This window comes from Microbispora sp. NBRC 16548, from assembly GCF_030268985.1.
Classification (GTDB): Bacteria; Actinomycetota; Actinomycetes; order Streptosporangiales; family Streptosporangiaceae; genus Microbispora; species Microbispora catharanthi.
Genome location: NZ_BSSF01000015.1, coordinates 71,334 through 84,555, shown reverse-complemented (window position 1 = coordinate 84,555; position 13,222 = coordinate 71,334). Strand labels below are relative to the sequence as shown.

Below are 13,222 nucleotides of genomic sequence, written 5' to 3'. Positions count from 1 at the left end.
CGCCGCCACGAGCGCGACGGGCGGCGTGGCCGGGCGCACCCGCCGCAGCCAGGACAGGTAGGCGGCGGCGCACGCCACGGTGGCGCCGATCATCACCAGGACCAGCACGGCGAACGCCGTCGCCGCGCCGCTGACGGTCCGGGCGGCGGGAGAGGCGGGATCGCCGCCGAAGGCCGCGATCTGCGTGGCCAGCCGCCTGCCCCGGGTCTCCTCGAACACGGCGAGCGCGGCCACCGAGACGACCTGGGCGGCGAGGGCCGCGTACACGCCGGCGGCCGCCCGGCTCACCGCTGACGACGTGGACCGCATGTGTTCTCCCCCCGCGCCGGGTGTGTGACCTGCCTCACTCTTATCCCGTCCGCGATCGCGCTAATCCGGTCCGGGACCACCCGGCGGGGAAGGATGGTTCAGGGCATTTGCGGCTTTTCTTCAGCTCGTACCTGATTCGGTGTCACTGGGAGAGTTTTGAGACGGAGTCCATAACTGGTGTGCAGCGGCATGTGCGCGCGGACTCGCCCCACGAAATCCTCGAACATGCCCGCGTATCGGTCGTCGGATCCGCGAATCTCGCGCTCGCGCCGGACGAACGGCTCTACGGCGTCCCACGCCCTGCTCGCGCGATATCCGATCAGCGGGACGACGAGACTTTCGGCCGCCATTTTCTTGTAGACGAAGTAGCCGAATCCGCTGAAGTACCCGATCACCTTGTTGACGGCGATCCTCGCCTCGTCCGGCAGGGCTGAGCAGCCGATCTCCGGGTCGTGCTCGGCCCGGAGGCGTCCCAGGACGTAGGCCTCGGCGCGCTGCCATTCCGTCGACCGGAATTCTTGAAAAAGCTCGACCAGAACGGGGAGCTGATTCGAGTGCCGCATCATCGTCGTCTGCCGCAGGGCCGTGATGACGGACACGACGAGCGCGAGCAGGGAGACCGCCAACGCGGCGATATCGGACAGGTCCATCGATCTCCTCGGTGATATTCGGGACCCTTCATCCGATGCCAACGCCCGGGTTCTCCGAATGGTTCGCTCATTTCCGGAAAACGCTCGACGGGACGTTTCGGCGGGCGTCGAAACGCCGGGGGTCTAGCCTGCGCGGCACATCCCCTCGCACCCCGGAGGCCGCACATGACCGACACCCCGCTGACCGACGACCGCGAGCCCGCGCGGGTCGTGACCGAGATGATCGACCACGTTCTCCGCCTGGCGGCGACCTGGACCGCCTGGGACGGCCGTCCGGTGCCGTCGGGCGACCGGATCTACACCCCGCACAAGGCGATCCGCCGGGTGGCCGACCATCTCGTGGACCACCTGGCGGAGGTCGAGGACCGGCTGGCCGGTCGCATGCCCCTGCCGGACCACTGGCACGCGTCGATGATCACTACTGCGGCCGACCTCGCCCCGTTCACCGAGCAGGACCTCGACGAGGCCCGCAGCAGGCTCACCCGGCTCGCCCGGATCTGGACGGCCCGCCTGGAGGTGCTGACCCCGGAGCAGCTCGACCACTCGCCGGGGGAGGGCTGGACGCTCCGCCAGGTCGCCTTCCACCTCGGCGGGTCGGATTACTACGCCGACGCGGTGGGCGACCTGTCCGGTTGATATCCGTTGCCACGCGAGCACTTCTCCGCGTTCTCGGGCGCGGACACCGGACAGCGGCTGTCCGGTGTCCGCGGCGTCTTCTCCGTCCTGCCGCCGGCGGTCTGGAGGGGCTCAGGACGTGAGCGCGCGGACGACCTCGGCGGCGGGGCCCGGCGGGAGGGCCGCGTGCACCAGTTCGACCCGGTGCACGATCCTCGGCGCGACCAGCGGCACCCGCACCCCGCACGGCGCGGCGGACGCGGGCAGCAGGGTCAGGCCGTGCCCGGCCGCGGCCAGGCGCGCCGCGACGGCCGGGTCGTGGCCCTCGTAACGGATGCCGGGCCGCAGCCCGTCGAGCCGCGCAACCGCGCGCAGGCGGTCGAGCGGCATCACCTCCGGGGCGTCCACCCACAGGGCGTCGGCCAGGTCGTCCAGCCGCAGACCGGTCCGGCCCGCCAGCGGATGCCCCTCCGGCAGCACGACGACCAGTTCCTCCTCCCGTACGCCGACGGTGGTGAGCGGCCCCGCCTCGGGGAGGTTCAGCGGGTCGGAGGGCGCGGCCGGGCCGTCGGCCAGCGCGAGGTCGGCCTCGCCCGAGGCCACCAGCGCCACGGCCGCCGCCGCGCCGGCGATGCGCAGCGTCGTCACCCCCGCCAGCGCCGCCGCCGTACCCGCCGTGAGGGCGAGCGGGCCGGCGGCGACGGTGAGGGTCCGCGGCTGCGCGGCCAGCCGCGCCACGTCCGCCCGCGCGGCCCGCAGCCGCAGCAGCAGCGGACCCGCGTGCTCCAGCAGGCGCTCGCCCGCCCTGGTCGGCCGTACGGGACGGCGGGTGAGCAGCGGCACCCCGAGGTCGGCCTCCAGCGCCGCGATCTGCTGGGACACCGCGGGCTGGGTGTAGCCGAGCCGATCCGCGGCGGCCGAGAACGACCCCTCGGCGACCACGGTCACGAACGTGCGCAGCAGATGAGGGTCCACGACATCAGCATCGCTTATGCAGACCTCAGAAATCATCATTTGTCATTAAGTTCGCACGTCTCCAGCATGGAGGTCATGAGACCCCGCATCGCGCTGGTGGGCGACCGGTCACCCGCCGTCCGCTCCCACACCCGCATCCCGCTCATCCTCGACGCGCTGCGCGAGCGCGAGGGGCTGGACCTCGACGCCTACTGGATCAGGACCGACGAGGTCGCCGATCTCGGCGGGTTCGACGGCGTCTGGATCCTGCCCGGCAGCCCCTACCGCAGCGAGCAGGGCGCGATCACGGCCGCGCGGACCGCCAGGGAGAACGCGATCCCGCTGCTCGGCACCTGCGCCGGCTTCCAGCACGCCCTGCTGGAGTACGCCCGCCACGTGTGCGGGCTGAGCGTGAGCCACGCGGAGAACGACCCGGACGCCCCGAACCCGCTGATCAGGCAGCTCGCCTGCTCCCTCGCCGGTCACGAGGCGGCGGTGCGGCTCGTCCCCGGCTCGCTCGCCGAGCGGATCGTCGGCGCCGACCGGACCGTGGAGCGGTACTTCTGCTCCTACGGCCCCGATCCCGCCTATCTGGAGACCCTGGAGGCCCACGGCCTGCGCTTCACCGGCCACGACGAGGAGGGGGAGACGCGGGTGGCCGAACTGCCCGGCCACCCCTTCTATCTGGTCACGCTGTTCCAGCCCGAGCTGGCCGAGAGCCGGCCCCATCCGCTCGTGCGCGCGTTCGCCGCCGCTGCCGCCGACCGGGCGGCGCTCAGCCGAGGACCAGATCCCGTACGGCTCTGAGCGTGGGCTCGTCGCGGGGACCCATGACGAGCAGCGTGGTGACCGGGCTGCGGCGCCACAGCTCCAGCCGCTCCCGGATGCGGCCGAGCGGCCCGAGGAGCGCGATGCCGTCGGCCAGCTCGTCGGGAATGGCGGCGAACGCCTCGTCGCGGCGGCCGGCCAGATACAGCTCCTGGATGCGGCGGGCCTGCTCGGCGTAGCCCATGCGGCCGATGATGTCCGCGTGGAAGTTGCGGGTCCTGGCCCCCATGCCGCCGATGTAGAGCGTCAGCATCATCTTCACGCCGTCGAGCGCGGCCCGCAGGTCGTCGGTGACGACCACCATGACCATGGCGGCGACGTCGAACCCCGGTTTCGCGCCGGACAGCGCGTCGCCGTACATCGCCTCGATCTTCTCGGGGAAGGCGAACAGCGGCAGCCAGCCCTGCCCGATCCCGGCGGCGAGCGCGACGTTCTTCGGGCCCTCCGCGCCCAGGTAGACCGGGATGTCGGGCCGGAGTGGACGGGTGATCAGCTTGAGCGGCTTGCCGAGGCCGCCGGGCAGCGGCAGCGGATAGTGCGGGCCGGGGTTGGTCACCGGCTCCTCCCGCCGCCACACCCTGCGCATGATCTCGACGTACTCGCGGGTGCGGGCGAGCGGCGCGGCGAACGGCTGGCCATACCAGCCCTCGACGACCTGCGGGCCCGAGGCGCCGACGCCGAGCAGCAGCCGCCCGCCGGTCAGGTGGTCGAGCGTCATCGCGGTCATCGCGGTCGTCACCGGGGGCCGGGCGGACAGCTGGGCGACGCTGGTGCCGAGCTTGATGCGGCTGGTCCTGGCGCCATACCAGGCCAGCGGGGTGAACGCGTCGCTGCCGTACGCCTCGGCGGTCCACACCGACTCGTAGCCCAGCCGTTCGGCGGCTTGCACGACCTCGGTCGCGTCGTCGGCGTTCCGCTGCCAGTACCCGAGGTTCAGCCCGAGTCTCAGATCATCGGCCACAGGCGTGATTAGAACACGTTCTATGAATCCCGGCCAGAGTCCGGATAGGCGCGGGCAAGGTGCTCGGCGACCGCGGCCGCCGCCGCCCCGGCGTCGCCGTCCTCGATCGCCCGGTGGATGCGCCGGTGGTCGTCCTGCAGGCCGCCGGTGTCGCCGAGCCGTACGACCGCGTCCACGGCGTAGCGGCGCAGGGCGTCGCGCAGCGCCCGCATGACCGCCACGATCAGCCGGTTGCCCGCCGCCTCCGCGAGGGCCAGGTGGAACGCGATGTCGTGCTCGACGAACTCGGCGGGATCGCCGGCGGCGTCCATGGCCGCGATCGCCTCCGCCATCCGCGCCGTCGCCGTGCGCGCGGAAGCCGCCGGCGTGGAAGCCGCCGCCGCGCGGGCCGCGGCCCACTGCTCGATCATCAGCCGGGTGTCGATCACCTCGCGCATCGAGAGCGTCGCGAGGCCGAGATGCAGCCGGAGCAGGTCGGTGAGCGCGTTTCCCGGGCGGGAGGTGAGCACCGCCCCGGCGTCCGGGCCCCGCCCGGCCTGCGACGCGACCACCCCGAGGGTCTCCAGCACGCGCAGCGCCTCCCTGACCGACGACCGGCCCACGCCGAGCTGCTCGGCGAGCTGCCGTTCCCCCGGCAGCCGGTCGCCCACGGTCAGGCCGTCGGCCGCGATCCGTTCCTCGATGCGGGCGAGCACCTCCTCGAAGGCGCGCGGGCGGGCGTCCGGACGCCGGCGTTCTTCGGTGGTCACCGCGGCTCCTCCCGATGCCGGTGTCGCCGGGGGCGAACCAGGATGTATGGTCTGACCATATTTGGTCTGACCATACACGCCGGGAGGGCATGTGCGGGTAGCCCTGTTCGTCACCTGCGTCAACGACACGCTCTTCCCGGACACCGGCCGGGCGGTCGTGCGCCTGCTGCGCCGCCTCGGCGTCGAGGCCGACTTCCCCCGCGCCCAGACCTGCTGCGGCCAGATGCACGCCAACACCGGCTACCGGGACGAGGCCGTACGGCTGGCCCGGCGGAGCGTGGCGGCGCTGCGCGGCTACGACGCGGTCGTCGTCCCCTCGGGCTCGTGCGCGGCCATGATCCGTGAGCAGTACCCGAAGCTGGCCGGGTCGTCCGGACCTTTCGCCGACGCGGTGGCGCAGGTCGTGCCGAAGACGTACGAGCTGACCGAGTTCCTGGTCGACGTGCTGGGGGTGACCGACGTGGGGGCCTACTTCCCGCACCGGGTCACCTACCACCCGACGTGCCACTCCCTGCGCGGCATCCGCCTGGGCGACCGCCCGCTGACGCTGTTACGCCACGTCAAGGGGCTCGAACTGGTGCCACTGCCGGGCGCGGAGGAGTGCTGCGGCTTCGGCGGCACCTTCGCGCTGAAGAACGCCGAGGTGTCGGCGGCGATGTGCGCCGACAAGGTGCGGGCCGTCCTCGACACCGGTGCCGAGGTGCTGTGCGCGGCCGACAACTCGTGCCTGATGCACATCGGCGGCATGCTCGGCCGGCAGAGGTCGGGTGTGCGGGTGACGCACCTGGCCGAGATCCTCTGCTCGACCGAGACGGCGGGGGTCCGATGAGCGTCACCTTCCTCGGCATGCCGGCGACCCGGTCCTTCTCCCGCAACGCCGCGAGAGCCCTGCGGGACTCGCAGCTGCGGTTCAACCTGCGCAAGGCGACTCGGACGATCAGGGCCAGGCGGGCGAGCGTCGTCGCGGAGGCGCCCGACTGGGCCGAGCTGCGCGAGGCCGGCCGGACGATCAAGGAGCACACGCTCCGCAACCTGGACAGATACCTGGTGCAGCTGGAGGAGGCCGTCACGGCGGCCGGAGGCCAGGTGCACTGGGCCGCCGACGCGGCCGAGGCCAACCGGATCGTCGCCGGGCTGGTGAAGGCCACGGGCGAGACCGAGGTCGTCAAGGTCAAGTCGATGGCCACCCAGGAGATCGGGCTCAACGAGGCGCTGCTGGAGCACGGCATCACCGCGTACGAGACCGACCTCGCCGAGCTCATCGTGCAACTGGGCGACGACCGGCCCTCGCACATCCTCGTCCCGGCGATCCACCGCAACCGCGCGGAGATCCGGGAGATCTTCGCCGAGCACATGTCCGGCTGGGGCAGGCCCGCCCCCGAGGACCTGACCGACGACCCCGAGGCGCTGGCCGAGGCGGCCAGGCTCCATCTGCGCGAGCGCTTCCTGAAGACCAAGGTGGCGATCTCCGGCGCCAACTTCGCGATCGCCGAGACCGGCACGATGGTCGTGCTGGAGTCCGAGGGCAACGGCCGCATGTGCCTCACCCTGCCGCGCACCCTGATCAGCGTGGTCGGCGTGGAGAAGGTGCTGCCGACCTGGCGCGACCTGGAGGTCTTCCTGCAGTTGCTGCCCCGCAGCTCCACCGGGGAGCGGATGAACCCCTACACCTCGACGTGGACCGGCGCCGCCGAGGGTCAGGAGTTCCACCTCGTGCTGCTCGACAACGGCCGCACCCGCGTCCTCGCCGACGAGGTGGGGCGGCAGGCCCTGCGCTGCATCCGCTGCTCGGCCTGCCTCAACGTCTGCCCCGTGTACGAACGGGCGGGCGGCCACGCGTACGGGTCGGTCTATCCCGGGCCGATCGGGGCGATCCTTACGCCACAGCTCCGCGGCATGGGCTCCGAGCTCGACCGCTCGTTGCCGTACGCCTCCTCGCTGTGCGGGGCCTGCTACGAGGTCTGCCCGGTGGCCATCGACATCCCGTCCGTACTGCTGGACCTGCGGGCCCGGGCCCGCCACCCCTGGCCGGAGCGCGCCGGGATGGCGGCGGCCGGATGGGTGTTCGAGCGGTCGGGACGGCTGGCGCGCCTGCAGCGGGCCGGGGGCCGGCTGCGCCGGCTCGTGCCCCGCCGGCTGCCCGGGCCTCTCGGCGGCTGGACCGACACAAGGGACCTCCCCGAGGTGCCGGAAGAGTCGTTCCGCGCATGGTGGGACCGCACGGACGGAGGACGCCGATGAGCTCCCGCGACCTGATCCTCGCCCGGGTCCGCCGCGCCCTGGCGGGCGTGCCCGACGTCGAGATCACCCGCGGCTACCGCGGGCCTTCGCAGACGCCGGGCGAGATCCGCCTGTTCGAGGAGCGGGTCCGCGATTACCGCGCCGTGGTCCACCTCGTGGACGAGGCGGGCGTGGCGGAGCGCGTCGCGCTGTCTCTCGCCGGGCGCGGGGCGCGGCGGGTCGTCGTGCCCGCCGGGTTCCCCGCGCGATGGCTCGCCGCCGCGGACGTGGAGGCGGTCGCCGACGACCCGCCGCTGAGCGCCGCCGACCTCGACGCCGTGGACGGCGTGCTCACCACCTGCGCGGTCGCGATCGCGGAGACCGGCACGATCGTCCTCGACACCGGGCCGGGCCAGGGCCGGCGGGCGCTCACTCTGGTGCCCGATCACCACCTGTGCGTGGTGCGGGCCGCCCAGGTCGTCGCGGGGGTGCCGGACGCCGTCGCCCGGCTCGCCCCCGCGCGGCCCCTGACCTGGATCAGCGGCCCCTCGGCGACCAGCGACATCGAGCTGAACCGGGTCGAGGGCGTCCACGGCCCCCGCACGCTCGAAGTGCTGATCGTGGTCTGAACCCCATCCCGATTCCTGCGCGTCAGAAGCGCAGCAGCGCGCCGATGCCGTCGGGCGAATCGAGGCGCGGGACGAACCACAGCTCGGCGTCGGTCGCGGCCACCGCCCGCGCGAGGGCGGCGTCCGCGCGTTCCCGCATGGGCTCCTCCACCCCCCAGGCGGCCAGCTCCGCCGGGTCGGTGGACAACTGCGTGGGCTCGGGGCCGATCCACATCATGGCCGTGGAGGACGGGTCGTCGTGCATCAGCACCGCGCCCACCCGCCGGTCGCGCAGCGCGCGTGCCGTCTCCGCCAGGCCCGCCACGGCGTTGCCCGCCGCGTACGTGTTCAGCAGCTCCTCGCAGCGCCGATCGGTCCAGGCGCGGCAGGCCCCTTCGACCTCCTGCCGGAAGTGGTCCAGGTCGGCGCCCGGGGCGCGGCTGCCGTGCTCGGCAACCGTCAGCCGCCGTACGACGTCCTTGGCGAGGTAGTCGGTCACGAGCGCGCGGGCCTTGGGATCGCCGGCCAGCACCACGACCTCCGCGCCGATGCCGTGCGCCTCCTTCTCCACCACCTCGGCGACGGCCACGGCGTTGCGGCGCCAGCCCTCCTCGACCTCCCGGTCGAAGTTGGCCTGCGACCAGCCGCCCTGGCCGGTCTTCTGGAGCGACCGGTCCGGGTCCGCCACCTCCACCGTCAGCTCGCGCCGCCGCCCGTCGGCCACGACGGCGACGTCGCCCCCGGCCCGGTCGGCCAGCACCTCGATATGTGGGACGTGCTCGCCGCGCTGCGCGAGCAGCGGCACCACGTGGGGGAGCGGCGACCACCGCGCGGTCTGGCGGCGCGGCCGGTGGGTGAGCGGCTCGGTGAACACGACCTCGCCCTCCCTGGCGAAGGCGGCGCGTCCGGGCGCGACCCACCCGGGGTCGAGCATCAGCTCGCCGATGGGATCGAGGGCCGAGGCGGGCGCTCCTTCCTCGGTGAGCCGCTCCCTGAGATGGGCCCACCGCCGCTGGATGACGTTGGCCGCGCCCTCGGACGACCGGTCGGTATCCACATATACGGAGGCATACGGGCCGCCCCGCTCGTACAGCCGGCGAATGAAGTCCAGTCTCACGGGCCCTCCCTACCAGCGCTGCCGTTCCACTCCGAGTCCGAGTGCCTCCGCCACCTCCCCGATGTTGTGGAACCTCATCTCGGGCAGTCGCCGTACGGCGTCGATCACGGCGTCGGGGGCGTTCTTGCGTTCCGCGTGGGCGAGCAGTTTGGCCGGGTCGGCGGGGAAACCGGCGTCGCTGAGCCAGGTGGCGAGGTGGCTGCGGCGCTCCACGTCGGCGGGGGTGATGCCGAGCGGCGTCCCGGGTTCGCGGCCGGGCGGCTGCCGGCGCGGCGGCGACATGTCCTCCTCGGGCTGCTGCGTCGGCTCGGGCTCGCGCCACTCCTCCGCCCGGGTGGTTCCGGTGCCCTGCACGAGGCCTTGCGTCTCGTGCTTCTGCTGCTCGTCGAGCCGGCGGCCGTGCTTGTCGCTGCCGCGTTGGATACTCATGACCTCACCTCCCGATTAGGGTCACTGTCGTGCCTCGTACCCGGACCGCCTGCCCCAAACATCGGGAGCGATGAGGCCGTGTCCCACATAATCTGCGGCGGCCGAAAAATCCGCTTATGTGATGGAGTGACGCATTGTTCGACGAGCGGCTGACGATCAACACCGAACGGCTGATCCTGCGGCCGTTCGGCCCCGGGGACGCGGGCCAGGTGCGGGCCGTCATCGAGGACGGCGCGCATTCCACCGCGCTGCCGCCGGGCGCGCCCGGGCACGCGTCCGGGATCGCGCAGTGGCTGTCGCACGGCGTGCACGAGCTGTGGCGCTCGGGCCAGGGGATCCACCTCGCGATGCACGCGCGGGACGGCGTGGTCGGGTCGATCAGCGTCTTCAAGGCCCAGTGGGGCGTGGGCACCGCCGAGGTGGGATACGGCGTGCACCCCGCCTACCGCCGCCGGGGATACGCGACCGAGGCGGTCCGCGGGCTCGTCGGCCGCCTGCTCGGGGAGGGCCCGCTGAGGCGGATCGAACTGCGGGCCAACGCCGACAACCTCGCGTCGATCAGGGTCGCGGAGAAGGCGGGCTTCACCCGTGAGGGACTGCTCCGCGGCGCGGGATTCGAAGACGACGGCCCGCACGACCTGGTGGTCTTCGGCCGGCTGCGCGGCGACGATCGGTGGGTTCCGCGCCGCAGGATCGAGAGCGAGCGGCTGGTCCTGCGGCCGTTCGCCCGGCAGGACGCCTTCGACGTCGTCGACGCGGTGAAGGGCGACTCCGAGATCGCCCGCTGGATGCCGTGGGCCGAGGGCTACACGCTGGAGCGCGCGCTGGAGTGGTGCACCCGGCTCGCGCACGCGAACGGCCCCGGCTATGGTGGCAACTTCGCGATACAGCCGAAGGACGGGGAACGGCTCGCCGGAGCCATCGGCGTGCAGCGTGAGGACCACGAACGCGGGGACGCCGAACTGGGGTACTGGATCGCGCCGTGGGCCCGCCGCAGGGGGTACGCGGTGGAGGCCACGCAACTGGCCACGGCCTACCTGTTCGACCTCGGCTTCCACCGGGTCCACCTGCTGGTGGCGACGGGCAACCGCGCCAGCCAGGCGGTCGCGAGGAAGGCCGGGTTCATCGAGGAGGGCATCATGCGGCAGGCGCTGCCGATCCCGGGGGGCTGGGCCGACGCCGTCCTGTTCGGCATGCTCAACGGGGAAATTTCCTGGCATTAGGTAAAGAATCCCCCTAGTCGCTGTGCCACCGGTCAAGTGGCCACCATGATTGGGGGCCGGAAGGCTATCCTCGCCAGCCGTGAGCCTCCCGCCGGCCGGTGAGCGCGCGTCCAGAAGCGGGAGACCCGGTCCCCGCATGCGCACGGGCGGCGCCGGCCCGACGGGCGGGGGATTGTGAACGACACGCAGGTCAACTGCAGGGGAGATCAGCTAGATGAAACCGCCGCTGCTGCTCATCGGCCACGGCACCCACGATGAGACCGGCGTCGCCGAGTTCGGCAGGTTCGTTCACCGCCTTCGCTGCCGCCTCGACGGGCTTCCCGCCGAGGTGAGCGGCGGCTTCATCACGAACGCCCGCCCCCCGCTCGGCGACTCCATCGCCTCTCTCGTGGCCCGGGGGCATCACCACCTGATCGCGGTGCCGCTCAGTCTGACCGGCGACCGGCGCGCGCTCGGGGACATCCCCGGCACCATGGCCCTGGAGCAGGAGCGGCACCCCACGCTCGAATACGACCTCGGCCGCCCCCTCGGGCCCGACTCGCGGGTGCTCAAGCTGCTCGCGGAGCGGCTCGCCGACGCCCGCGCCGAGATGCCGCGGTTCGTGACCGACGAACCGCCCGCCGAGATCGCGCCCGGCGAGACCGCGGTCGTCCTGGTCGGGCACGGCTCCACCGACCCCGCCGTCAACGCCGAGGTCCACCGGGTCTCGCGGCTGTTCTGGGAGACCCACGCCGCCGACCTGCTGACCGTGGAGACCGCGTACGTGTCACACACCCGCCCCGGCGTGCCGGGCGGCCTGGAGCGCTGCCGCAGGCTCGGCGCCAAGCGCGTGATCGTCCTGCCGTACGTCCTGTTCGCCGGCGGAGTCCTCGAACGCATCTGGGCGCAGGCGCTGGCGTACGGCGCCAACCACGAGGGCCTCGACATCCGCTGCGCCGAGGTGATCGGCGACTGCGAGGGCCTCGCCGACGTGGTGATCGACAGGTATGAGGAGGCGCTCGCCGGGGGCGGCCAGTCCTCGGCGCCGGCCGCGCGCCGCCCGTCCACGGTGCTGCCGGTGACCCGGCCGTTCCCCGCCAGGAGTACGCCGGACATGGGCCCGGGCGCCGAGAACGGCGCCGGCCTCGTGACCGCCCTCGCCGCGCGGCTGAACACGACCCGGGACGCCGACGCCGAGCCGCTGAGCCCTGAGCCTCTGAACCCCGCGTCCCTGGAGCTGGAATCGCTCGACGTGGACGCCTTCGACGTGGAGGCGCTCGACGCCGAGACCCTGGAACCGGAAACGGAAGGCGAGATCGAGGCCGATAGCATGATCGGCGTGGCCGGCCGCGGCGAGGCGGGGGAGGAGCCCCGCGGCGATGCGCCGGACGGGCCGCTCGCCCAGCCCGGAGTCGCCAGCGTGGTGTAGCCAGCGTGGTGTAGCCGCCGCGCAGAAGGAGAAAGCATGACGTCCCTCGGCGAGACGATCGGCGCCATCCGCCCGGTCGAGCCCGGCCCCATGGCGGAGGCCAGGGCCCACCAGGACAGGCTCACCAAGCCGAGCGGCTCGCTCGGGGTGCTCGAGGACGTCGCGGTGCGGCTCGCCGGCATCGCCGGGACGTGCCCGCCGCCGCTCCCGGTCCCGGCCGCCCTGGCGATCTTCGCCGCCGACCACGGCGTGCACGCGCAAGGGGTGAGCCCCTGGCCGCAGGAGGTCACCGCGCAGATGGTGGCCAACTTCACGGCGGGAGGAGCGGTCGCCAACGCCTTCGCCGCCGAGGTGGGCGCGTCGGTGACCGTGGTGGACGTGGGCGTCGCGGCCGACCTGCCGCCCGCGCCCCGGCTGCTCGCCCGCAAGGTCGCGTACGGCACGGCCGACCTGTCGCAGGGGCCCGCGATGACGCAGGAGCAGGCCACCGCCGCCCTGACGGCCGGGATCGAGGTCGCCCGCGAGCTGGTGGACGCGGGCGGGCGCTGCCTGGTCACCGGCGACATGGGCATCGCGAACACCACCGCGTCGGCCGCCCTGATCTGCGCCTTCACCGGCAGGCCCGCCGCCGGGGTCACCGGCCGGGGGACCGGCGTCGACGACGCCACCTACGAGCACAAGATCGAAATTGTACGGCGGGGCCTGCGGGCCAACGGGATCACCGAGGCGGAAGCCGTACCCGGCGGGCCCGACGAGGCGCTGCGCGTGCTCGCGGCGGTCGGCGGCCTGGAGCACGCGGCGATCGCCGGTTTCGTGCTCGGCGCCGCCGCGGCCCGGGTGCCCGTCATCCTCGACGGGGTGATCGCCGGAGCCGCGGCCCTGGTGGCCGGCGCGCTCGCGCCCGACGCGATCGGCTACTGCCTGGCCGGGCACCGCTCGGCCGAGCCCGGCCACGCGGCCGCGCTGGCCCACCTGGGCCTCGACCCGCTCGTCGACCTGCGGCTGCGCCTCGGAGAGGGAACCGGCGGGCTGCTCGCCCACCCTCTGGTCAGCGCGGCGGCGCGGGTCATGCACGAGGTCGCCACCTTCGACTCCGCGGGCGTGGCGGACAAGGGCGAATGAGCCGCGCGGGCCCGCGGGCGACCGCCCCG

At 73.3% G+C, this 13,222-nt stretch carries 14 protein-coding genes; 8 read left to right on the top strand and 6 right to left on the bottom strand.

What is annotated here, in order from left to right; genetic code table 11:
• Positions 1-407: 407 nt before the first annotated feature.
• Entirely contained in the window at positions 408-959 is a 552-nt protein-coding gene (locus QSK36_RS33690; RefSeq protein ID WP_183544306.1) for a DUF4760 domain-containing protein, read from the bottom strand.
• 165 nt (positions 960-1,124) lie between these two features.
• Between QSK36_RS33690 and QSK36_RS33685 the strand changes: the two genes are divergently transcribed.
• Complete coding sequence (locus tag QSK36_RS33685; protein WP_183544304.1) at positions 1,125-1,595, top strand: hypothetical protein; 471 nt, start codon at positions 1,125-1,127, stop codon at positions 1,593-1,595.
• A gap of 111 nt (positions 1,596-1,706) precedes the next feature.
• Here QSK36_RS33685 and QSK36_RS33680 read toward each other — a convergent pair whose 3' ends face one another.
• Positions 1,707-2,549, bottom strand: coding sequence for a LysR family transcriptional regulator (locus QSK36_RS33680; protein WP_285785168.1), 843 nt, complete (start codon positions 2,547-2,549; stop codon positions 1,707-1,709).
• Between the two features lie 75 nt (positions 2,550-2,624).
• Here QSK36_RS33680 and QSK36_RS33675 point away from each other — a divergent pair, with 75 nt between their 5' ends.
• A complete protein-coding gene (locus tag QSK36_RS33675) occupies positions 2,625-3,335 on the top strand; it encodes a CTP synthase C-terminal region-related (seleno)protein (protein ID WP_285785167.1) in 711 nt (236 codons plus the stop codon).
• Here QSK36_RS33675 and QSK36_RS33670 read toward each other — a convergent pair.
• Both QSK36_RS33670 and QSK36_RS33665 read right to left on the bottom strand, forming a co-directional pair.
• On the bottom strand, positions 3,304-4,317 hold the full coding sequence (locus QSK36_RS33670) for an LLM class F420-dependent oxidoreductase (protein WP_182900149.1): 1,014 nt from the start codon (positions 4,315-4,317) through the stop codon (positions 3,304-3,306). The genes QSK36_RS33675 and QSK36_RS33670 overlap by 32 nt on opposite strands.
• 20 nt (positions 4,318-4,337) lie before the next feature.
• On the bottom strand, positions 4,338-5,066 hold the full coding sequence (locus QSK36_RS33665) for a FadR/GntR family transcriptional regulator (protein ID WP_285785166.1): 729 nt from the start codon (positions 5,064-5,066) through the stop codon (positions 4,338-4,340).
• A gap of 91 nt (positions 5,067-5,157) precedes the next feature.
• On the opposite strand from QSK36_RS33665, the gene QSK36_RS33660 reads away from it, so the two are divergent.
• The 3 genes from QSK36_RS33660 to QSK36_RS33650 are packed head-to-tail and all read left to right on the top strand — an operon-like array spanning position 5,158 to position 7,915.
• On the top strand, positions 5,158-5,895 hold the full coding sequence (locus QSK36_RS33660; RefSeq protein WP_285785165.1) for a (Fe-S)-binding protein: 738 nt from the start codon (positions 5,158-5,160) through the stop codon (positions 5,893-5,895).
• Entirely contained in the window at positions 5,892-7,307 is a 1,416-nt protein-coding gene (locus tag QSK36_RS33655) for a lactate utilization protein B (RefSeq protein WP_285785164.1), read from the top strand. The genes QSK36_RS33660 and QSK36_RS33655 overlap by 4 nt, the downstream gene beginning before the upstream one ends.
• The gene (locus QSK36_RS33650; protein WP_285785163.1) at positions 7,304-7,915 is read left to right on the top strand and encodes a LutC/YkgG family protein; all 612 of its coding nucleotides are present in this window, start codon (positions 7,304-7,306) and stop codon (positions 7,913-7,915) included. The genes QSK36_RS33655 and QSK36_RS33650 overlap by 4 nt, the downstream gene beginning before the upstream one ends.
• Positions 7,916-7,937: 22 nt before the next feature.
• On the opposite strand, the gene QSK36_RS33645 is transcribed toward QSK36_RS33650, so the two are convergent.
• Positions 7,938-9,011 carry a baeRF2 domain-containing protein gene (locus tag QSK36_RS33645; protein ID WP_183544294.1) on the bottom strand — a complete coding sequence of 358 codons (1,074 nt, stop codon included), beginning with the start codon at positions 9,009-9,011 and terminating at the stop codon, positions 7,938-7,940.
• A 9-nt stretch (positions 9,012-9,020) separates the two neighbouring features.
• On the bottom strand, positions 9,021-9,440 hold the full coding sequence (locus tag QSK36_RS33640; RefSeq protein WP_183544293.1) for a DUF2795 domain-containing protein: 420 nt from the start codon (positions 9,438-9,440) through the stop codon (positions 9,021-9,023).
• Positions 9,441-9,574: 134 nt separating this feature from the next.
• On the opposite strand from QSK36_RS33640, the gene QSK36_RS33635 reads away from it, so the two are divergent.
• The 3 genes from QSK36_RS33635 (at position 9,575) to cobT (ending at position 13,193) form a co-directional block, all read left to right on the top strand.
• Positions 9,575-10,663, top strand: coding sequence for a GNAT family N-acetyltransferase (locus QSK36_RS33635; RefSeq protein WP_285785162.1), 1,089 nt, complete (start codon positions 9,575-9,577; stop codon positions 10,661-10,663).
• 214 nt (positions 10,664-10,877) lie between these two features.
• Positions 10,878-12,071: a sirohydrochlorin chelatase gene (locus tag QSK36_RS33630; protein WP_285785161.1), complete on the top strand. Its 1,194-nt coding sequence runs from the start codon at positions 10,878-10,880 to the stop codon at positions 12,069-12,071.
• Positions 12,072-12,107: 36 nt separating this feature from the next.
• Positions 12,108-13,193 (top strand): nicotinate-nucleotide--dimethylbenzimidazole phosphoribosyltransferase, encoded by a 1,086-nt coding sequence (gene cobT, locus QSK36_RS33625; protein WP_285785160.1) that lies wholly within the window; start codon positions 12,108-12,110, stop codon positions 13,191-13,193.
• Positions 13,194-13,222 lie beyond the last annotated feature (29 nt).